This is a genomic window from Pseudomonas sp. BN415, assembly GCF_029871195.1.
GTDB classification, from domain to species: Bacteria; Pseudomonadota; Gammaproteobacteria; order Pseudomonadales; family Pseudomonadaceae; genus Metapseudomonas; species Metapseudomonas resinovorans.
The window spans coordinates 116220-137100 of record NZ_SSOK01000070.1; the positions used below are offsets into that span (position 1 = coordinate 116220).

The window sequence follows — 20881 nt, forward strand, 5'->3', positions numbered from 1 at the left end:
CCAGTCGGCTGCTTGATCCACGTCATTTTCTGTCATCTGCGCAGGTCTACACTGGATTTCCCCACCACTTGATTGGGAGATGACTGAGGTGAAAATTCTCGTTCGTCCGACTACCACCCCTCAGGGGGCGAGCTGGCAAGTCTGCCTGGACCAGCACGCGGTGAGCTTCCGTAGTGAAGCCGAAGCACGCCGATTCGTCAGCGTCCTTGAGGAGCGCCTGAAGGCTCCTCACGTACTGCCGGAAGGGTCTCGACGAATCGCGAGTTAGCCCAAGGGCGCCTGGCCGTTGCGGTCGAGGCGCCAGGTCAGAAGCGAACAGGCGACTGCCGCGCAGCCGCACAGGCTGATGACCAGGGCCAGGGGGATGGCGCTGCCGTCGTGCAGCACCCCCACCAGGGCGGCGGCACCCGCCGCCACGGCAAATTGCAGACTGCCCATCAGCGCGGAGGCGCTACCCGCGTTCTGGCCCTGACCGGCCATGGCGCAGGCCGAGCCGTTGGGCAGGATGCATCCCAGACTGGCGATGCAGCCGAACAACGGCAAGAGCAGAGGCCAGAGCGCTTGGGTATGCAGGCTGGACACCAGCAGCAGCGCCAGCGCACACATCAGATAGATCCAGACCACCCGCCGCATCCAGAAGGCTGGCCCGTGAAATCGCATCAGGTAGGCGTTGACTTGCGCCACCAGGATGAAGCCCGCCGCATTGATGGCGAACAACCAGCCGTAGTGCTCCGGCGGTACGCCATACAACTGGATGAAAACGAAAGGCGAGCCGGCGATGTAGGCGAACATGCCGGCGATGGCAAAGCCACCGGTCATGCCGTAGGCGAGGAACTGCCAGTCGCCTAACAACCGCCGGTACTGCCCCAGGGCGCCGTTCAGGGGCGCGCGGGGAGCCACGCCTGAGAGGGTTTCCGGCAGCCAGGCAGCGATACCCAGCAGCACCAGCGTGCTGAACAGTGTCAGTGCCCAGAAGATCGACTGCCAGCCGAACAACTCCAGCAGCAGGCCGCCACCCAGCGGCGCCAGGAGCGGCGCCAGCCCCATCACCAGCATCAATTGCGAGAAGGCCTTGGCCGAGCCGATGGGGTCACACAAGTCACGCACTACCGCCCGCGAAACCACCATGCCGGCACAGCCGCCCAGCGCCTGGACGAAGCGTGCCCCTATCAGCCATTCCAGGCTGGGTGCCATGGCACAGGCCACCGAAGCCAGGGTGAAGATGGTCACACCGACCAGCAGTGGCGGACGCCGACCGAAACGGTCCGCCAGCGGGCCGTATATGAGCTGACCGAAGGCCAGGCCGACGAAGTAGGACGCCAGGGTCAGTTGCACATGCTCCACGTCCGTGACGAAGGCCTGGGCAATCGCCGGGAAACTGGGCAGGTAGAAGTCGATGGCCATGGGGCCGAAGGCACTGAGCGCGCCGAGGAGCAGGAGGATGCGGAAAGTCATGGTCGAGGCTGGCGCCATCCCTTGCGGTTAAGGCGCCAGATAGTAACAGGGGTAAAGGGGACCGCGGCGGAGCGGCTCTTCTGTGGGTGTGAATTCACTCGCTAACCGGACCGGCAGGCCCGGCACAGGAGGGCGCTGCGCGCCCATCAGCGAATGAATTCGCCCCCACAATGTTTTCCACAACCCCGCTAACCCTCATGGGCCTGCTCGGCCTTGGGCGCTTTCTTGCGATCCAGCCACTCCGAGGCCTGCTCCACCAGCATGAAGAACATGGGGATGAGGAAGGTCGCCAGCAGGGTCGCAGCGAGCATGCCGCCGATCACCCCGGTACCGATGGAATGGCGACTTGCCGAACCGGCGCCCGAACTGATGGCCAACGGCACGCAACCGAGGATGAAGGCCAGGGAGGTCATCACGATCGGCCGGAAGCGCAGCTTGGCAGCCTCCAGCGCCGCCTGCGCAGGCTTCATGCCCTGTTCGCGACACAGGACCGCGAACTCGACGATCAGGATGGCGTTCTTCGCCCCCAGGCCGATCAGGGTCACCAGGCCGACCTGGAAGTACACGTCGTTCTGGATACCGCGCAGCCACACCGCGAGGATGGCGCCGAACACCGCGAAGGGCACCGCGGTGACCACCGCCAACGGGAGGGTCCAGCGTTCGTACTGGGCGGCGAGGATCAGGAACACCATGATCAGGCCGAAAACGAACGCGATACTGCCGGAGCCATGGGACGCCAGTTCCTGGAAGGCCGAACCGATCCAGCCGAGGGTGTAGTCCTCGCCAAGCACTTCATCCGCCACTTCCTGCATCGCCTCCAGCGCCTGGCCGGAACTGTAGCCCTGCGCCGGTCCGCCAAGGATCTTGGCAGCCGGGTAGACGTTGAAGCGGGCGTAGGAGTCCGGCCCGAGGATGCGCTCCACCCGAACCAGGGATGACAGCGGCACGAGGTCATCGCTGGCTGAGCGCACGTAGACCTGGCTGAGGTCATCCGGCTTGCGGCGGAACTCCGGCTCCGACTGCAGGCTCACCTGCCAGGTACGGCCGTAGAGGGTGAAGTCGTTGACGTAGTAACTGCCGAACGTCGACTGCATGGCCGTGAACACATCGTTGATCGCAACGCCCAGGGCGCGAGCCTTGGTGCGATCCAGGTCGATGTAGTACTGCGGCACGTTGGCATTGAAGGTGGTGTTGACCCCGGCCAGCTCTGGCCGCTTGGCCGCTGCCGCGACGAACTTCTGCACCACGCCTTCCAATTGCTGCACGGTGCCGCCACTACGGTCCTGGATATAGGCCTCGAAGCCACCGGTGGTACTCATGCCGGTGATCGGCGGTGGGTTGAAAGTCATCACCACGCCATCTTTCTGCCCGGCGCCCATGGCCATGAAGGTGTGCGTCAGGTTACGTGCGTCCAGTTCGGGCGTGGTGCGCTCGCTCCAGTCCTTCAGTGGCACGAAGGAAACCCCGGCATTGCTGCGAGTGCCGAAGGTGAGGATGTCGAAGCCGGCGAAGGTAACCACGTCCTCGACCGCCGGGTGCTTCATCAGTTGCTCGCCGACGGCGCTGGTGAGCTCTTCAGTGCGAGTCAGCGAAGCGGCCGGCGGCAGGAAGTAGGCGTTGAGCACGTAGCCCTGGTCTTCGTCCGGCACCAGGGCACCCGGTACACGACCGAACAGCACGACCATCAGCGCGATCATGCCGCCGAACAGCACGAGGCCGATAAGGGCGCGCTTGAGGAAGAACTGCACACCCGCGCCGTAACCCGCCGTCATGCGCTCGAAGAAGGTGTTGAACCAGCGGAACGGTGCTACAGGCTCACCATGAGTGGGTTTGAGCATCAATGCGCAGAGCGCCGGCGAAAGCGTCAGCGCAACAATGCCGGAGATCACCACCGAGACGGCGATGGTGATCGCGAACTGCTGGTACATCTGCCCGGCCAGGCCGCCGAGGAAGCCCACCGGGATGAATACCGCGCAGAGCACCAGCACGATCGCAATGATCGGGCCAGTCACCTCTTCCATGGCCTCGATTGCCGCCTCGCGGGCACCGATCTTCTTGGTCGCCATCACCCGCTCGACGTTCTCGATCACCACGATGGCGTCGTCCACCACGATACCGATCGCCAGCACCATGCCGAACAGGGTCAGCAGGTTGATGGAGAACCCGAGCATGTACATGCCGGCGAAGGTACCGATCAGCGACACGGGGATCGCCAGCACCGGGATCAGCGTGGCACGCCAGTTCTGCAGGAAGATGAAGACCACCAGCACCACCAGTACCAGGGCCTCGAAGAAGGTGTGGATCACCTCTTCGATGGAGACTTCAACGAACTTGGTGGTGTCGTAGGGGATCTTGTAGGTGATGCCTTCGGGGAAGCGCTTGGCCAGCCGCTCCATGGTGGACTTCACTGCTTCGGCGGTGTCCAGCGCGTTGGCGCCTGGCTGCAAGTAAATACCGAAGGCAGCGTTCTGCTGGCCGTTCAGCGAGGTCATCAGGGAGTAGTCCTGGGCCCCCAGCTCGACCCGCGCCACATCTTTCAGCAACAGGCTGGCGCCGGTGGCATCGGAGCGCAGGATGACGCTCTCGAACTCCTTGGGATCGGTGAAGCGGCCCTGGGTGGTGACGGTGTATGTGAAGTCCTGCGCCTGATTCAGCGGCTGCTGACCAAAGCTGCCGGCGGCGAACTGGGAGTTCTGCTCACGGATGGCGTTGACCACATCCGTGGGGGTGAGATCGTACTGCGCCAGCTTGTCCGGCCGCAGCCAGATGCGCATGGAGTAGTCCTTGGAGCCGAACTGGCTGGCATCCCCCACGCCAGGAATCCGCTTCAGCTCGTCGATGACGTTGATCAGCGCGTAGTTGCTGATGAAGATCGGATCGCGGGAATTGTCCGGCGAATAGAGGGTGACCACCTGGAGGATGTCGGAGGATTTCTTCTCGACCTTCACACCCTGCCGGCGCACTTCTTCCGGCAGCTTGGCCAGTGCGGCCTGAACCTTGTTGTTGACGTCGATGGTGGCCTGGTCCGGATCGCGCCCCACCTCGAAGTACACAGTCAGGCTCATGGCGCCGCTGCTGTCGGAGTTGGACAGCTGATAGATCATGCCCTCCACGCCGTTGATTTCCTGTTCCAGGGGCGCGGCGACGGTTTCGGCGATCACCTGGGAACTGGCGCCGGGATACACGGCCGAAACCGAAACCTGCGGCGGAAGGATTTCCGGGTACTGGGCGATGGGCAGTGCGCGCATGGCGGCGAGGCCGGCGAGCACGATGACAATGGAGATGACCGCCGAAAACACGGGCCGGTCGATAAAGAAGCGCGAGATCACGTTATGCGCTCCTTCAGGACTGTTTGGAGGTTTGGTCGGCAGGCGCCTTGCTGGCCTCGACCGCCTTCACCGGCGAGTCGGGGCGTACCTTGGGTAGGCCCTCGACTATCACCCTGTCGCCAGCCGTAACACCGGACTCGATCACCCAGCGGCCATCGCGGGTATCGCCGGTCTTGACCTGGCGCACGCGCGCCATGCCGTCCTGGTCGACCACATAGACGAAGGTGCCGCGCGGTCCCTGGGCCAGGGCGCGTTCAGGCAGGGTAATGGCCTGCGGACGGGTGAAGCCCTTCACCAGCACGCGCACGAACATGCCGGGCAGCAGTTTCTGTTCCGGGTTGGGTACCACGGCCCGAGCGCTTACGGTGCCGGTGCCTGTGTTGACGAAGCTGTCGGTGAAGTCGACCCGGCCGGAGAGCGGGTAGGTGGAACCGTCACCGAACTTCAGGTCCGCGCTGAGCAAGCCGTCCGGCGGCAGTTCGACCTTGCCGCTCTTCACGCCGTCGCGCAGGCGCTCGGCTTCAGTGTCCGGGTAGGCGAAGTTGACGTAGATGGGATCGAGCTGGGTGAGTTGGGTCAGCAGGCTGCCGTTCGGGTCGCCGGCCACCACTAGGCTGCCTTCGGAACGGGTCTCCTTGCTGGTCATGCCGGAGATGGGGGCTTCCACCGTGGTGTAGTCGAGGTCGATCTGCCGGGCCTTCACCTCGGCCTGGGCGGCCTCGACGTTGGCCTTGCTCTGTTCGAAATTGGAAATCGCGTTATCCAGTTCGCTCTCGCTGGCGAAGCCCTTCTTCTGCAGCTCGCGGGTACGCTTGAGGTCGCGTTCGGTCTGTCGGTAACGCGCCTGCTCCTGCGCCAGGGCCCCCTTGGCCCGCGCCAGAGCCGCCTCGTAGGTGCGCGGGTCGATGCGAAACAGCACCTGCCCCTGCTTCACCCGGCTGCCTTCGGTGTAGGTTCGCTGCTGGAGGATGCCGCTGACCTGGGCACGGACCTCCACCTCGCGAAAGCCCGCTGTGCGCCCGGCATACTCGAGAATCAGCGGAAGCGGAGCGGCCTTGGCGGTTTCCACGACCACCTCCGGAGCCGGCGGCGCGCCACCCGGAGCATCAGCTGCGCGCGCAAGGCCAAAAAAACTGGTACTTGCGACGAATAGTGCAAGGCTGAAGGAAAGGTTTCGAGCAAACGGCATGAGGCGTCTCCATACGGTGCCGAGTCGGCAAAAGAATCAAGCGCAGAACTATACATTCATTCGTGTCTGTAAAGGTCATGTACCAGCAAAATCGGTACACTCCGCTCCCCAACAAGAAGCCTAGACAGTATTGGCCCAACTGCTATGCGCAGAACAAAAGAAGAAGCTGAGAAAACCCGAGTCGCGATCCTCGACGCTGCCGAGCACCTTTTCCTGGAAAACGGCGTGGCGCATACGTCCCTGGAACAGATCGCCCGCGCCGCCGGGGTGACCCGTGGCGCGGTCTATTGGCATTTCCAGAACAAGGCCCACTTGTTCCACGAGATGCTGTCCCAGGTGCGCCTGCCCCAGGAACAGATGATCGACCGCCTGTGCGGCTGCAATGGTCAGGACCCGATGCTGTCCCTGCGCGACCTCTGCCTGGAAGCCATCATCAACCTGGCGCGGGACGAGCAGCGCAAGCGCATCTTCAACATCCTGCTGCATCGCTGTGAGTTCACCGAGGAACTGCGGGAGGCCGAAGAGCGCCACTATGCCTTCGTCGACCAGTTCATCCAGCTGTGCGAAGCCTTGTTCGACCGCCCTGCCTGCCGCGAACGGCTGCGCCCGGGCATCAAGCCGTTGCACGCGTCCCGAGCGGTCCACGCCCTGGTTATCGGTCTGTTCAGCGACTGGACCCGCGACCCGAAATTGTTCGACCCGCTGCAGGATGCCGCACCCATGGTGGACGCGCTGTTCCGCGGGCTGGTGAAGGACTGGGACTGATTACGGGCTCAATGCGGGGGGATCCATTCGCCAAGGGCGGCGCAGCCGACCCACAGGCTCCAATGGCGAACCTGCGGTCCGCTTGGCGATTGAAATCACCCCTACAGGGCTCATGCCGGAGATCGGCTCCTCGTTGTGGGGGCGAATTCATTTGCAACAGGGGCAGCGAAGCTGCCCCGAAACCATCCAACGGACGGGCTATCAGGCCGCCTCGGCCTGATAGCCCTCTTCGCGAATCGCCTCCAGAACCTGATCTTCCGCCAGCCGGCTGGCTACTCGCACTTCACCGGCTGCCAGGTCTACCTGCACTTCAGCAGCCTGATCGCGTGCCTGCACGGCCTGGGTGATGGCGCGGACGCAGTGCCCGCAAGACATGCCTTGAACCTTGAATACCTGCATGGTCGTTCTCCTTGTGAATGGAACCTGGCGCCAGTCTCATCCTTTCCACGGTGGCAAGGTCAAGGGCTGCTCCTACACTGGGTTGAACATCTCGCAGGAGAACTCCGCCATGAACGGCCTCCGCCCTGCCCTGCTCGGCCTGCTGGCCGCCCCGCTGCTGGCCCAGGCCCAGCCACCCATCGATTACGGCGTACTGATCGTCTCCCGCGAGCGCCTGGAGCTTGCCACCGCCTGCGACGTCGGCCTCTACCTGGAGGACCAGTTGGCTGCGCGGCTGGTGCAAGGACAGATCGTTTCCTTCAACCTGCCGCCCGGGCGCCTGTCGATCCGCCTCAGCCTGCTGGGCCCGGGTCCCTGCAAGCCGGGTGTCGAGCAACTCCGCCACCAGACCATTACCTTGATGGCCGGCGACGTGCGCAAATACCGGCTGGCGCAAAGCACGGAAGGCCTCTATCTGGTGCCAACCACTGCGGTCCAGTGACCTCTTGACCTTTCCCTCGTGTCAAGGTTGATCCTAGTCCGCAGATTAGGAGGATCAGCCCATGACCAACCCAACCGCCTTCGACCTACCCATATCAGGCATGACCTGCGCCAGTTGCGCCGGCCGTGTCGAGCGCGCCCTGGCCAAAGTGCCGGGCGTGCAGGCCGCCAGCGTCAACCTGGCCACTGAACAAGCCCGCGTCCAGGCCCCCGGCGAAAGCCTGCCGGCCCTGGTGGCGGCGGTGGAGGCCGCGGGCTACCGGGTACCCGCCCAGCGCCTGGAACTGGCCATCGGTGGCATGACCTGCGCCAGTTGCGTCGGTCGCGTCGAACGTGCCCTGCGCAAAGTGCCGGGGGTCGCTGAAGTGACGGTGAACCTGGCCAGTGAACGTGCCCACTTGCAGCTCTTCGGCCGACCCGACAGCGACCGCCTGATCCAGGCCGTGGAGGCTGCCGGCTATTCCGCCAGCCTGGTGAACGATGCCCACCCGCCCGTAGACGACACCGAAACCCGCCTGCGTCGGGAGCGCTGGGCGGTCCTGATCGCCCTCGCGCTCGCTCTGCCATTGGTGGTGCCAATGCTGTTGGAAGGGTTCGGCCTGCACTGGATGCTACCGGCCTGGGCACAGTTCGCCCTGGCCACCCCCGTGCAGTTCATCCTCGGCGCACGCTTCTATCGCGCGGCCTGGAAGGCGGTGAAAGCCGGCGCCGGCAACATGGACCTGCTGGTAGCCATCGGCACCAGCGCCGGTTACGGCCTGAGCCTCTATCAATGGTGGGCGGCCCATCCCGGCCACATGCCGCACCTCTATTTCGAGGCGTCAGCCGTGGTAATCGCCCTGGTGCTTCTGGGCAAATACCTGGAAAGCCGCGCCAAGCGCCAGACCAGTGCGGCCATACGCGCACTGGAAGCCCTGCGCCCAGAACGCGCCACCCGTCTTGTGGAAGGCAGGGAGGAAGACGTCGCCATCGCCGCCTTGCAACTGGGCGACCAGCTGGTGGTCAGGCCCGGAGAGCGCTTCCCCGCTGACGGCGAGGTCAGCGAGGGCCTGAGCCATGCCGACGAAGCCTTGATCAGCGGCGAGAGCCTGCCAGTGCCCAAACAACCCGGCGATCGCGTCACCGCTGGCGCCATCAACGGTGAAGGCCGGTTGCTGGTACGCACCACGGCCCTTGGCGGAGAAACCGTGCTGGCGCGGATCATCCGCCTGGTAGAAGACGCCCAAGCGGCCAAAGCGCCGATCCAGAAACTGGTGGACCGGGTCAGCCAGGTATTCGTCCCGGCAGTGCTGCTGATCGCCTTCGCCACCCTGGTCGGCTGGCTGCTTGCCGGCGCCAGCGTCGAGAACGCCTTGATCAACGCCGTGGCCGTACTGGTCATCGCCTGCCCGTGCGCACTCGGCCTGGCCACCCCCACCGCCATCATGGCCGGTACCGGCGTGGCAGCGCGCCACGGCATCCTGATCAAAGACGCCGAAGCCCTGGAAGTCGCACATGCCGTGCAGGCGGTGGCCTTCGACAAGACCGGCACCCTGACCTCCGGCAGCCCGCGCATCGCCCACCTGGCGACGCTGGATGGCAATGAAGATCAGCTGCTGCAACTGGCCGGCGCCCTGCAGCGCGGCAGTGAACACCCATTGGCCAAGGCGGTGCTGGACGCCTGCGCCGAACGCCACCTGGAAACCCCCGACGTTGAGGCCAGCCAGGCCCTCGCCGGGCGCGGCATTCAAGGACGGGTGAACGACCGCCTGCTGGCCTTGGGCAACCGTCGCTTGCTGGACGAACAGAAACTCGCGGCTGGTGAGTTGACCCACTACGCCACGGCGTGGGAAGCCGAAGGCCGCACCCTGTCGTGGCTGCTGGAGCTGAAGCCTGAGCAGCGCGTGCTCGGCCTGTTCGCCTTCGGCGACACGCTGAAGGACGGCGCGGCCGAAGCCGTAGAGGCCCTGCGCGAGCGGAATATCCACAGCCACCTGATCACCGGCGACAACCGCGGCAGCGCGCGGGTGGTGGCCGAGGCGCTGGGTATCGATTCGGTCCATGCCGAGGTGCTGCCAGCCGACAAGGCGGCCACCGTGGCCGCACTCAAGGCCAACGGAGTCGTGGTCGCCATGGTCGGCGACGGTATCAACGACGCCCCGGCCCTGGCCGCTGCTGACGTTGGCATCGCCATGGGCAGCGGCACGGACGTGGCCATGCACGCGGCCGGCATCACCCTGATGCGCGGCGACCCGCGCCTGGTCCCGGCGGCCCTGGATATCTCGCGGCGCACCTATGCGAAGATCCGCCAGAACCTGTTCTGGGCATTCATCTACAACCTGATCGGCATTCCCCTGGCCGCCGCCGGCCTGCTCAGCCCGGTGGTAGCGGGCGCCGCCATGGCACTGTCCAGCGTCAGCGTGGTGAGTAACGCGCTGCTGCTGAAAACCTGGAAGCCGGATGAATGAGGCCCGTTCCCGCAGGCGCCCGTTCGCAGGCAAAGGTTCGCGAGTAAGCTCGCTCCTACGGTTGAGGGACCGCAAGAGAGGAAACGCCAATGAACATCGGCCAAGCTGCCAAGAAAAGCGGGCTTACCGCAAAGATGATCCGCTACTACGAAGGCATCGGCCTGCTGCCGGAGGCCGGACGCACCGACAGCGGCTACCGCCAGTACCGCGCCCAGGACCTGCATACCCTCGCCTTCATCAAACGCTCGCGGGACCTGGGCTTTTCGCTGGAGGAAGTGGGACGTTTACTGGAGCTCTGGCAGGACCGCCAGCGCGCCAGCGCCGATGTGAAGTCGCTGGCCCGCGACCATATCGAAGCGCTGAACCGCAAGATCGCCGAGCTGGCGGGCCTGCGTGACACCCTTCAGGAATTGGTGGATCACTGCCAGGGCGATCACCGGCCCGACTGCCCGATCCTCAAGGATCTGGAGTCAGGCGGCTGCTGTCACTGAACACTCGGCCGAGCGCACCTTTGGGCAACACGGTGATCGCCAGGCCGACGAACACCAGCACGCACGCCAGCCAGCCGGCAGCGCTGAGCTGTTCACCCAACAGCAGCCAGCCTGACAGCAGGCCGGACACTGGAACCGCCAGGGCAAAAGGCGTCACCAGGCTGGCTGGATAGCGCTGCAGCAGGAAGCTCCAGAGGCCAAAGCCCACAGTGGTCGCCAGGAACGCGATATAGACCAGCGCGCCGATACCGCCCCAGCTCGGGTGGCTCAGGGCACTGGCGATGGCCTCCGGACCTTCGAAGATGTACGAGAGCGCCAGCAGGGGAAGCGGCGGAATCAGGCTGACCCAGCAGATCAGCCGCAGCATGTCCTTCGCGCCGCTGCGCTTGGTGGCGATGTTGGCGAAGGCCCAGGCCAGCGCAGCGGCGATCACCAGCATGAAGGCCAGCAGACTGTCTCCCAGCGGCCGACCGAAGCCGATCAGTACCAGGCCGGAAGCGGCCAGCAAAAGCCCTATCAGACCACGTCGACTGGGCCGCTCGCCGAGGAACAGCGCCGCGATCAGGATGGTGAAGAACACCTGGCTCTGCAGCACCAGCGACGACAGCCCGGCGGGCATGCCCAGGTGCATGCCGACGAATAGCAAGCCGAACTTGATCACCCCGAGCAACAGGCCGATCTGCACGATGCGCCAGAACGGCGCCGGCATCGGCCCGCGCAGGAACACCAGCGGCAAGGCTGCGAGGGCAAAGCGCAAGGCGCAGAACAGCAGTGGCGGGAAGTCTTCCAGGCCGACCTTGATCACCACGAAATTGACGCCCCAGATCAGGGTGACCAGCAGGGCCAGGAGGATGTGCGGGACAGGCATGGCGAGGGCTCCAAAAGCTCAGCACACGCTAGCAGCCTGGCGGGCGGATGTAAGGACACAGAAGGCTGCAAAAATCACTGGGCGCTGTATCACTGCCCTCCCCCTCTCCCGCCCCTGTGGGGGCGAATTCATTCGCCAAGGACTGCGCAGCAGTCCCGCAGGATGGGTCGGGCGGCGCTTCGCGAGACTGCGATACCCATCAACCGCGATCCGCATGGGTTTCGTGCCTCAACCCATCCTACGTTTCTGGCCAGCCCCGCCAGACGGCGAGAATTTATGCGCAGCAATCAGCAGGTTGGGCCAGGCGGCAAGCCGCTCGGCCCGCGAAGTCCAACGTCCGAGCCAAATGAGAAAGGCCGCAATCGCGGCCTTTCCGGTTCTGCTCGATCAGCTCAAGCCTGGGACTGCAGGTAGTTCTTCAGGCCGATGCGGTCGATCATGCCGAGCTGCTGCTCCAGCCAGTAGGCATGGTCTTCTTCGGTGTCCTTGAGCTGGGCGGCGAGGATATCGCGGCTCATGTAGTCCTTGTGCTTCTCGCACAGGGTGATGCCCTTGCTCAGCGCGGCGCGCACTTCGTATTCCAGCTTGAGGTCGGCGCGCAGCATGTCGGGCACGGTGTGGCCGGGGTGGATAGTGCGCGGGCGCATATCCGGGGTGGCCTCTAGGAAGAGAATGCGCTGCAGCAAGGCGTCAGCGTGCTGGGTTTCCTCTTCCATCTCGTGGTTGATGCGCTCGAACAGCTTGTTGAAGCCCCAGTCCTGGTACATCCGCGAATGCAGGAAGTACTGGTCCCGGGCAGCCAATTCACCGCGCAACAGGTCCTTGAGGTAATCCACCACTTCAGCTTGGCCTTGCATCTGCCCATCTCCTGAAAAAACCAATGAACAAGGATCGTGCGACGATCCGGCCCGGTCAAGTCAGTCTCAGCCGACCATCCATGGCGGTGTCGGTTCTTCCCGTCCGACCGGAGCATCCTGCTCGGACAAGGCCGCCTGGCGACGCGCTTCATCGGCCAGGGCGGCCTTGATTTCGCGCATCACGGCATCCAGATCAGCGGTGTCCTCGGTCTCGGCGAACTCGCCGGTAAGCGGGGTTTCCGGGGTCAGTTTGCCTTCTTCGAAGAGCGCCCACATTTCCTTCGCATAGCGGGTGTACAGCAGCTCGGGCGCGAACTGCCCGAAATAGGCCGACATGTTGCCGACATCACGTTCGAGCATGCGGAATGCGTGATTGTTGCCGGCAGCGTCCACGGCCTGGGGCAGGTCGATGATCACCGGACCATAAGGATCGAGGAGCACGTTGAACTCGGACAGGTCGCCATGGACCAGGCCGGCGCAGAGCATCTTGACGATCTCGCCGATCATGAAGGCGTGGAACTCGCGGGCATCCTCGGGCGTCAGGTCGACGTCATTCAGGCGCGGTGCGGCATCACCCTCGCCATCGCTGACCAACTCCATAAGCAGCACGCCATCGAGGAAGTCGTAAGGCTTGGGTACCCGCACCCCGGCGTTGGCCAGGCGGAACAACGCGGCCACCTCGGCGTTCTGCCAGGAGTCCTCGCGCTCGCGACGGCCGTATTTCGAGCCCTTGGCCATGGCCCGGGCATCACGGCTATTGCGGACTTTGCGGCCCTCCTGGTACTCGGCGGCCTGGCGGAATCCGCGCTTGTTGGCCTCCTTGTAAACCTTGGCGCAACGCAGCTCGCTGCCGCAGCGCACCACGTACACGGAGGCTTCCTTGCCGCTCATCAGCGGGCGCAGGACTTCATCGATCAGGCCATCTTCCAACAGTGGCTCAAGGCGTTTCGGGGTCTTCATTCAGGTGCAGCGGGCATCGTCGGGGGAAGTGGAACACTGGCCGACGTTATACGGCATGCAGGCTCCGACGGCTATCCACGACGCGAAAGACCACGACGAAGGGTTTCGATGGCATAGCGCACCTTGGCCGGCTGCGCATCGCGCCGAGGTGTGACGATGTAGAGCCCCACAGGCTTGGGCTGCCACTCAGGCAGCAGCGCCAGCAGCCGACCGCTGGCCAGTTCTTCCCGGACTTCCGGCTCCGGCTGCAAGGACAGGCCCAGCCCTGCCAGAGTGAAGCTGCGCACGGCGAGGATGTTGTTGCAGGCCACTCGCGGCTCCAGGCGCAGCCGCTGCTCTTCCCCGTCAGGGCCGGTGAAGCTCACCTGGTGTTGCTGGCGTTCGCCGTTGAGGCTGATCCAGTCCAGCTCCAGCAGGCGCTCCGGGCGCTGGATCGGCCCACTGCGGGCCAGGTAGGCCGGGGCGCAACAGAGCACCGCCGGCCAATCGGCGAGGTGGCGGGCCACGAGGCTGGAGTCTTCCTGGCGGCCGACGCGGATCGCCAGGTCGATGCGCTGCTCCACCAGGTCGATCTGCTCGTCATGGAAGAACAGCTGGAGGCTCAGGCCCGGATGAGCCTCCAGCAATGGCGCCAGCGCCTCGGTGAGCATGCCGTTGGAGAAGCCGACCGGAGCGGCAATACGCAACTCGCCCACCGGCGCATCACGCAGTTCGGCCAGGCGCTGTTCGGCCTGCTGCGCCAGTTCCAGTACCTGGGCGCAGCTCTTGTAGAACACCGCGCCCGCTTCGGTCAGGGTCAGCTTGCGGGTGGTGCGGTGCAGCAGGCTGACCTGGGTTTCCGCCTCCAGCTTGCGAATCTGCTGGCTGACCGCCGAAGCCGTCATGCCCAGCACCTCTGCCGCGGCCACCATGCTGCCGCGCTCCACCACCGTGGCGAACACCGCCATGCGCTTGAGTTGCTCCATTCGTAAGCTCCGCTTAATTGTGAAAGCGCTTTCAAGCACTTTTTCCATCGATTATCCAGCAGCGATTATGCGCCACCTCGCAACCCACCCTGGAGATGCTCATGAAAATCGCCCTGATCGGCGCCAGCGGTTTCGTCGGTTCCGCCGTCCTCGACGAAGCCCTGCAACGCGGCCACCGAGTGACCGCCATCGTCCGACACCCGGAAAAACTCCCCCAGCACGCCAACCTGACGGCCCTCAAGGGTGACGCCTATGACGCCGCTGCCATCGCCCAGTCCGTGGCCGGCCATGACGCGGTGGTCCACGCCTTCAACCCCGGCTGGGGCGAGGCGAAGATTCGCGAGTTGTTTATCCTGGGCACCCAGGCCATCTTCGCCGGGGTCAAGCGAGCTGGCCTGAAACGCCTGCTGGTGGTAGGCGGCGCCGGCAGCTTGTATGTCGCACCGAGCCTGCAACTGATCGACACACCCGACTTCCCCGCCGCCTACAAGGAAGGCGCTGAAGGCGCGCGTCAGGCGCTCAACCTGATCCACGAAGAACACAACCTGGACTGGACCTTCCTCTCCCCACCCGCGCTGCTGGAGCCGGGCGAGCGCAGCGGCCGTTTTCGTATCGGCGGCGACCAGTTGTTGATGAGCGGCGACCACCCGGCACGCATCAGCGTGGCCGACCTGGCCGTGGCCATCATCGACGAATTGGAACAACCCCAGCACATCCGCCAACGCTTCACTGTTGGCTATTGAGGAGAGCCCCCATGCCCCTGACCGCATCCGCCCATGTCACCACCGCCACCCCGGCGCGCTACATCAGCCGTCTGTGCAAGCACTTCGCCCACCGCGTGCCCGTGAGCCACGACGAACAGCATGGCCGCATCGAATTCGACCTGGGCCTCGGCCTGCTGCGCGTCGATGGCGACGGCCTGACCCTGACCGTGGAAAGCCAGACGCCAGAGGGCCTGGAGCGCCTCAAGGATATCGTCGGCAGCCACTTCGTCCGCGTGGCATGGCAGGAGGAACTGAACCTTCAATGGACGGCCTGAAGCAGCGGCTGCGTCTTTAGAGGGGACGCAGCCCAGACCTTCAATAAAACCGGATCGCCCCGATACCGACCGGCCCGGGCACCGCTGTAGATTCCCCGCCCGTCCTCCCCCATTCGGCGTGCTGCTTGCCCCACCCCTGAGTGCAAATCCCCACTCCAATCACCTGAGAACCGCCAAACCTCTTTTAAAAGCTCGGGCTAGAGCGCCCTTGGCGGCATGGCACAGCCATTGCTCAGACACGGCTGCAACTGCGCGGTACCCAAGTGCAGGCCGGGAAGGCTGCAAGCGCGCGCCCACGCTGGCGAGCAATAGGGAGGTTCTTTCGAATGACAAACGCAAGACTTCAGGCCGCCCCCGGCCACCCCCAGGCCGACCATCCCTGGATCGAGTACGTGGCAGGGCAATGGGTCGTGGTACGTAAACGCCGGGGTCCGGATGAGCGACGCTGCTATCACGCCATGCGCGCCCACATCGACTTGCTGCTCTATCTGGGCTGGAGCATCACCGGCCGCGACCCGGTGCGGCTCGAGTTCGACCAGATGGTGAAGATCGTCAGGCGCGGCGCGCTGATCGACGGATGAGCGGGTGACGGCCCCAAGACCTGGCGCAGGGCGAAAAAAAGGGCGGCCCCGACATTGCGGGCCGCCCTAAATCACGGAGTTGCTTACATCACGTAGCGGCGATGACTTGCCGCCACGGGTATTGGATTACTTTTCCAGGATCGCAGTCACACCTTGGCCGCCGGCGGCGCAAATCGAGATGAGACCGCGCCCCTCTCCGGCCACCGAAAGCAGCTTGGCCAGGTTGGCGACGATGCGCCCGCCCGTAGCGGCGAAGGGGTGGCCAGCGGCCAGTGAGCTGCCCTTGACGTTCATCTTGTTGCGGTCGATGGCGCCCAGCGGTTTGTCCAGGCCGAGGCGGGTCTTGCAGTAATCGGCGTCTTCCCAGGCCTTGAGGGTACAGAGCACCTGGGCGGCGAAGGCTTCGTGAATCTCGTAGTAATCGAAATCCTGCAGGCACAGGTTGTTGCGTGCCAGCAGGCGCGGCACGGCGTAGGCCGGCGCCATCAGCAGGCCTTCCTCGCCGCTGACGAAATCCACCGCCGCCGCCTCGCCATCCTTGAAGTACGCGAGGATCGGCAGCCCGCGCGCCTTGGCCCATTCCTCGCTGGCCAGCAGCACCACTGAAGCGCCGTCGGTGAGCGGGGTGGAGTTGGCCGCCGTCAGGGTGCCGCGCGGGCCGCGTTCGAACACCGGATTCAGGCTCGCCAGCTTCTCGGCATTGATGTCCGGGCGCAGGTTCTGGTCGCGGTTGAGGCCACGGAAGGGGCTCATCAGGTCGTTCTGCCAGCCTTCGGCATAGGCGGCCGCCAGCTTCTGGTGACTGGCGATGGCCAGCAGGTCCTGCTCATCACGGGGAATGGCCCAGGTCTGCGCCATCAGCTCGCAGTGCTCGCCCATGGACAGCCCGGTGCGCGGCTCGCCGTTGCGCGGAATGTGCGGCGCCAGGTGGCGCGGTCGCACCTTCAGCAACGTCTTGATCTTGTCGCCGGTGGTCTTGCCGCGATTGGCCTCCAGGAGAATCTTGCGCAGTTCCTCATGCACGCCGATGGGCGCATCGGACGTGGTGTCCACGCCGCCGGCGATGCCGCTCTCGATCTGCCCCAGGGCGATCTTGTTGGCCACCAGGATGGCCGCCTCCAGCCCCGTGCCGCAGGCCTGCTGGATGTCGTAGGCCGGAGTTTCCGGCGCCAGGCGCGAGCCCAGCACGCACTCGCGGGCCAGGTTGAAGTCCCGGGAGTGCTTGAGCACCGCGCCGGCCGCGAACTCCCCCATGCGCACGCCATGGAGGTTGAAGCGTTCCACCAGGCCTTCGAGGGCACTGGTCAGCATGTCCTGGTTGCTCGCCGTTGCGTAGACCGTATTGGAGCGGGCGAAGGGGATGCGGTTGCCGCCGACGATGGCGACCCGGCGAAGCTGGGTCATGGTGACTCCTTGCGATGAGGGTTGGCAGGTTGCAGTGTCGGATACAAGACTAGACGCCTGGATTGGCCGCCTTGCCGGGCGGCAGGTCAGCGCGGTCAATTGCGCGCAACCTGCGTCTGCGTAGAGTGAGCCCACTTTCGATTTTCCAGCAGGAGCGCTAGCCCATGAACGACCGTTACCTCGCCTTCGCCAACTCCAACGCCGGTCGGCGCCTCGTTGGCGCCCTCGGCCTGCCGGCGCCGGTGCGCCTGGAGCGCTGGATGGCGGGCCGCGCACGGCCGGTAGACGGTGCCCTGCTGATCGGAGGCCAGGGTGCCCTGGCGGAAGCCGCCAGCACCGTGCTGAACAAGATCACCGACCAGAACTTCGCCGATGAAGACGGTCGCTTCGGCCTGCCGCGCTGGACCGCCGAGCACGGCCCGAAACTCAAGGCGCTGATCTTCGATGCCAGCGGCCTGACCCGCTTCGAGCAACTGATCGAGCTGCGCAACTTCTTCCAGCCGGCCATGAAAGGCCTGGGCAAATGCCCGAAAGTGGTGGTGCTGGCCCGCGCACCGGAAGCCACCAAAGACCTGGTGGCCGCCAGCGTGCAGCGCTCCCTAGAAGGCTTCACCCGCTCCCTGGGCAAGGAAATCCGCCGTGGCGGCAACGTCCAGCTGGTCTATGTGGGCAAGGGTGCAGAGGACCAGTTGGAAGGGGCCCTGCGCTTCTTCCTCTCGCCGAAGAGCGCCTACGTCTCGGCCCAGGTGCTGCGCCTGACCGCCTGTGCCGAGCGCGTGCAGGACTGGACCCGCCCGCTGGCCGGCAAGCGCGCCCTGGTCACCGGTGCCTCCCGCGGCATCGGTGCCGCCATTGCCGAAACCCTGGCCCGCGACGGTGCCGACGTGGTGCTGCTGGACGTGCCCCCGGCCAAGGACGCCCTCGACGGCCTTGCCGCGCGCTTGGGCGGCCGGGGTGTCGCCATGGACATCACAGCCGACGACGCTGCCAGCCAATTGGTAGAAGCCCTGCCCGAAGGCGTCGACATCCTGGTGCACAACGCCGGTATTACCCGCGACAAGACCCTGGCCAAAATGAGCGACGACTTCTGGAACTCGGTGATCGACGTCAACCTGCGCGCCCCGCAGGTACTCACCCAAGCCCTGCTGGACGCCGGCAAGCTGCACGACAACGGCCGCGTGGTGCTGATCGCCTCCATCAGCGGCATCGCCGGCAACCTCGGCCAGACCAACTACGCAGTGAGCAAGGCCGGGGTGATCGGCCTGGCGCAGAACTGGGCGCCGGCCCTGGCCAAGCGCGGCATCAGCATCAACGCCGTGGCGCCGGGCTTCATCGAAACCCAGATGACCGCAGCCATCCCCCTCACCATCCGCGAAGCCGGCCGGCGCATGAACTCCATGAACCAGGGCGGCCTGCCCCAGGACGTGGCCGAAGCCGTGGCCTGGTTCGCCCAGCCGGGTTCAGGCGCCCTGACCGGGCAGGTGATGCGGGTGTGCGGGCAGAGCCTGCTGGGAGCCTGAGCACCAGCCCCCAATGTGAATCAAATCCTTGTAGGGGCGAATGAATTGGCTCTGTCAGCGCTGCGTGTTGCAAGCAGCTGCATTGCCCGTAGGAGCGGGCCTCAGCCCTCGCCCTTCCCCTTCCGCCGGAACTCCACCGGCGTCTCTCCGACCCAGCGCTTGAACGCCCGGTAGAAGGTGCTCGGCTCGGAGAAGCCGGTGCGCTCGACAATCACCTCGATGCGCTCATCGGTCTTCAGCAGCAGTTCCTTGGCCAACCGGCAGCGGTAGTCGGTGACCAAGTCGTTGAAGCGCACGCCGGCCATGGCCAGGCGTTCGCGCAGTCGGCGGGCCGGCATGTTCAGGCGGGCGGCCACCTGTTCGAGGGTGGCACCGCTGTCCACCAGCAACTCACCGATCAGCTCGCGCACCTGGCGCACCAGGTCCAGGCGTTCCACCTCGGCCAATTGGCGACGGGCCAGGGATTCGTGCATGCGCAGCAAGTCGGGTGCGGCGTGGCGCGAGGGTTTGTCCAGCACTTCGGCATCGAAGATCAGCGCATAGCGCTCGGCGCCCAGGGTTGCGGGGCAGCCGTACACCGCCTGGTAGCGCTCGGCGGGCGCGCCTTCGGCATGCATCAGTTGCACTTCTTGGGGTTTGAACTGGCCTTCGGTGAGGGCGTGGAACAGGCGGATCACCGCACCGGCGAGCATTTCCGGGAAGTGGCGGTTGCTGCCGGCATGTCGGCCGAGGGACAGCACGGCACGGTCGCCTTCCACTTCCAGATGGGCGTTCAGGGTGTCGGAGAGCAGGCGCACATAGCGCAAGGCGTGGCGCAATCCCTCACCGAAGGTCCCACTGGAGAGGAACAGGTATTCCAACAGCAGCCCATGGAAGGCAGGCAGGTGACCGGCCAGGTAGAGGCCGACATGCTCCTCGCCGCATTCATCGGCGGCAGCCTTCCAGAACTGGGTTTGCGCAGCATGGGGAAAGCGACCTGCAGGCAGCCCACCAGGCGGCAGGCCCACGCGCACCAGTACCTTGTCCGGATCGGTGCCGCTGGCACGCAGGGCGTCGATCACCGGGCGCATCAGCGCCACATCGTCGGTCAGATCACGCATCATTTTCGGATAATTCTTATTGTCTGCGAGGCGCCGCCATCTTATGCAGCTTTGTCCCCGCCGCTCAAGGCCGTGATTGACTGCCCTGCCGCGGTCGCTGGACGCTCGGCCAATGTGCGCTGTACTGCGCTGGCTATGCTGAGCCCCATTCGCCTCCAGGAGATCATCCATGGCCACCGACTGGCTCGACCTGTCCGCTCCCCCCGCCCTCCCCGGCCTGTTCGCCCGCGCTGCCGTGCGCCGGGGCATGCGCGGCAAGGCCCTGCCCGAGCTGGGCGGGCGTTGCCAGGTGAGCGTCGACCCCGGCCACCTGGCGCGTTACCGCGCCGTCTGTGGCTTCAGCGACAAGGGACTGATGCCGGCGACCTATCCACACATCCTCGCCTTCCCGCTGCAGATGCGCCTTCTCACCGACCCGAGTTTCCCCTTCCCGCTGCTGGGCCTGGTTCACCTGGAAAACCGTGTCCGCGTGTTTCGTGCACTGGGCGGCCTCGGCCCCTTCACCGTCAGCGTGCAGCTGGATGATCTGCAGCCCCATGAAAAAGGCGTCACCTTCAGCCTTATCACCCGCCTGGAAGACCAGCTCGGCCTGGTCTGGGAAGGCGACAGCCGCATCCTCTTCCGTGGCCTGCGCCTGCCTGGTCAGGCTGAACCGCGCGCCGCCGTGGAAACCTTGCCGCTGAACCATCTGGATCAATGGTATGCCTCCGGCGACATCGGCCGGCGCTACGCCCGCGTGGCCGGCGACTACAACCCCATCCACCTCTCGGCCATCAGCGCCCGGTTGTTCGGCTTCCCGCGCGCCATCGCCCACGGCCTGTGGAACAAGGCCCGCAGCCTCGCGGCGCTGGAAATTCACCTGCCCGCAGCCGGGTACGAGCTGGAAGTGCGCTTCCAGAAACCCGTGTTGCTGCCGGGCGAAGTCACCCTGCTGGCCAGCGCAGCGGCACCGGAAGGCCAACTCGTCCTGCGCGGCAAGGGCGACACCCCGCACATGGCCGGGAGCTGGCGTCCCCTCGTCTGACCCTTGCG

At 65.3% G+C, this 20881-nt stretch carries 20 protein-coding genes; 10 read left to right on the forward strand and 10 right to left on the reverse strand.

From position 1 onward, the window contains the following. Nucleotides 1–88 precede the first annotated feature (88 nt). The gene (locus E8F20_RS27000) at nt 89–268 is read left to right on the forward strand and encodes a hypothetical protein (protein WP_280286490.1); all 180 of its coding nucleotides are present in this window, start codon (nt 89–91) and stop codon (nt 266–268) included. On the opposite strand, the gene E8F20_RS27005 is transcribed toward E8F20_RS27000, so the two are convergent. The 3 genes from E8F20_RS27005 to E8F20_RS27015 all read right to left on the reverse strand — a co-directional run bounded on the left by E8F20_RS27005 (nt 265) and on the right by E8F20_RS27015 (nt 5973). Then, nucleotides 265–1455: a multidrug effflux MFS transporter gene (locus tag E8F20_RS27005; protein ID WP_280286491.1), complete on the reverse strand. Its 1191-nt coding sequence runs from the start codon at nt 1453–1455 to the stop codon at nt 265–267. The two genes, E8F20_RS27000 and E8F20_RS27005, sit on opposite strands and share 4 nt — an antisense overlap. 188 nt (nt 1456–1643) lie before the next feature. Then, on the reverse strand, nt 1644–4784 hold the full coding sequence (locus E8F20_RS27010) for an efflux RND transporter permease subunit (RefSeq protein WP_280286492.1): 3141 nt from the start codon (nt 4782–4784) through the stop codon (nt 1644–1646). Between the two features lie 13 nt (nt 4785–4797). Then, the gene (locus E8F20_RS27015; RefSeq protein ID WP_280286493.1) at nt 4798–5973 is read right to left on the reverse strand and encodes an efflux RND transporter periplasmic adaptor subunit; all 1176 of its coding nucleotides are present in this window, start codon (nt 5971–5973) and stop codon (nt 4798–4800) included. A gap of 144 nt (nt 5974–6117) precedes the next feature. On the opposite strand from E8F20_RS27015, the gene E8F20_RS27020 reads away from it, so the two are divergent. Beyond that, nucleotides 6118–6738: a TetR family transcriptional regulator gene (locus tag E8F20_RS27020; RefSeq protein WP_280286494.1), complete on the forward strand. Its 621-nt coding sequence runs from the start codon at nt 6118–6120 to the stop codon at nt 6736–6738. A gap of 201 nt (nt 6739–6939) precedes the next feature. On the opposite strand, the gene E8F20_RS27025 is transcribed toward E8F20_RS27020, so the two are convergent. Next, entirely contained in the window at nt 6940–7137 is a 198-nt protein-coding gene (locus tag E8F20_RS27025) for a cation transporter (RefSeq protein WP_077525456.1), read from the reverse strand. 109 nt (nt 7138–7246) lie between these two features. On the opposite strand from E8F20_RS27025, the gene E8F20_RS27030 reads away from it, so the two are divergent. The 3 genes from E8F20_RS27030 (at nt 7247) to cueR (ending at nt 10555) form a co-directional block, all read left to right on the forward strand. Then, nucleotides 7247–7618, forward strand: coding sequence for a hypothetical protein (locus E8F20_RS27030; protein WP_280286495.1), 372 nt, complete (start codon nt 7247–7249; stop codon nt 7616–7618). A gap of 61 nt (nt 7619–7679) precedes the next feature. After that, nucleotides 7680–10064, forward strand: a complete 2385-nt coding sequence (locus tag E8F20_RS27035; RefSeq protein WP_280286496.1) for a heavy metal translocating P-type ATPase — start codon at nt 7680–7682, stop codon at nt 10062–10064. A gap of 89 nt (nt 10065–10153) precedes the next feature. Continuing rightward, nucleotides 10154–10555 (forward strand): Cu(I)-responsive transcriptional regulator, encoded by a 402-nt coding sequence (gene cueR / locus E8F20_RS27040; RefSeq protein WP_280286497.1) that lies wholly within the window; start codon nt 10154–10156, stop codon nt 10553–10555. Here cueR and E8F20_RS27045 read toward each other — a convergent pair. The 4 genes from E8F20_RS27045 to E8F20_RS27060 form a co-directional block, all read right to left on the reverse strand. Then, nucleotides 10521–11423 (reverse strand): EamA family transporter, encoded by a 903-nt coding sequence (locus E8F20_RS27045; RefSeq protein WP_280286498.1) that lies wholly within the window; start codon nt 11421–11423, stop codon nt 10521–10523. The genes cueR and E8F20_RS27045 overlap by 35 nt on opposite strands. 392 nt (nt 11424–11815) lie before the next feature. Then, the gene (gene bfr, locus E8F20_RS27050) at nt 11816–12280 is read right to left on the reverse strand and encodes a bacterioferritin (protein WP_280286499.1); all 465 of its coding nucleotides are present in this window, start codon (nt 12278–12280) and stop codon (nt 11816–11818) included. A 66-nt stretch (nt 12281–12346) separates the two neighbouring features. Continuing rightward, the gene (locus E8F20_RS27055) at nt 12347–13240 is read right to left on the reverse strand and encodes a PA4780 family RIO1-like protein kinase (protein WP_280286500.1); all 894 of its coding nucleotides are present in this window, start codon (nt 13238–13240) and stop codon (nt 12347–12349) included. 71 nt (nt 13241–13311) lie between these two features. Further along, the gene (locus E8F20_RS27060) at nt 13312–14205 is read right to left on the reverse strand and encodes a LysR family transcriptional regulator (protein WP_280286501.1); all 894 of its coding nucleotides are present in this window, start codon (nt 14203–14205) and stop codon (nt 13312–13314) included. A gap of 101 nt (nt 14206–14306) precedes the next feature. Here E8F20_RS27060 and E8F20_RS27065 point away from each other — a divergent pair, with 101 nt between their 5' ends. From E8F20_RS27065 to E8F20_RS27075, 3 genes are all read left to right on the forward strand, one after another. Further along, nucleotides 14307–14948 carry an NAD(P)-dependent oxidoreductase gene (locus E8F20_RS27065; RefSeq protein ID WP_280286502.1) on the forward strand — a complete coding sequence of 214 codons (642 nt, stop codon included), beginning with the start codon at nt 14307–14309 and terminating at the stop codon, nt 14946–14948. An 11-nt stretch (nt 14949–14959) separates the two neighbouring features. Next, nucleotides 14960–15244: a DUF2218 domain-containing protein gene (locus tag E8F20_RS27070; protein ID WP_280286503.1), complete on the forward strand. Its 285-nt coding sequence runs from the start codon at nt 14960–14962 to the stop codon at nt 15242–15244. Between the two features lie 326 nt (nt 15245–15570). Continuing rightward, nucleotides 15571–15825, forward strand: a complete 255-nt coding sequence (locus tag E8F20_RS27075) for a hypothetical protein (RefSeq protein ID WP_280286504.1) — start codon at nt 15571–15573, stop codon at nt 15823–15825. 126 nt (nt 15826–15951) lie between these two features. On the opposite strand, the gene E8F20_RS27080 is transcribed toward E8F20_RS27075, so the two are convergent. Continuing rightward, on the reverse strand, nt 15952–17229 hold the full coding sequence (locus tag E8F20_RS27080) for an acetyl-CoA C-acetyltransferase (RefSeq protein WP_280286505.1): 1278 nt from the start codon (nt 17227–17229) through the stop codon (nt 15952–15954). A gap of 164 nt (nt 17230–17393) precedes the next feature. On the opposite strand from E8F20_RS27080, the gene E8F20_RS27085 reads away from it, so the two are divergent. After that, complete coding sequence (locus E8F20_RS27085; protein ID WP_280286506.1) at nt 17394–18749, forward strand: 3-oxoacyl-ACP reductase; 1356 nt, start codon at nt 17394–17396, stop codon at nt 18747–18749. Nucleotides 18750–18850: 101 nt separating this feature from the next. Here the strand turns inward: E8F20_RS27085 and E8F20_RS27090 are convergent, their stop codons facing one another. After that, nucleotides 18851–19849 carry an AraC family transcriptional regulator gene (locus E8F20_RS27090; protein WP_280286518.1) on the reverse strand — a complete coding sequence of 333 codons (999 nt, stop codon included), beginning with the start codon at nt 19847–19849 and terminating at the stop codon, nt 18851–18853. 169 nt (nt 19850–20018) lie between these two features. On the opposite strand from E8F20_RS27090, the gene E8F20_RS27095 reads away from it, so the two are divergent. Further along, nucleotides 20019–20873 carry a MaoC/PaaZ C-terminal domain-containing protein gene (locus E8F20_RS27095; RefSeq protein ID WP_280286507.1) on the forward strand — a complete coding sequence of 285 codons (855 nt, stop codon included), beginning with the start codon at nt 20019–20021 and terminating at the stop codon, nt 20871–20873. Nucleotides 20874–20881: the final 8 nt, after the last annotated feature.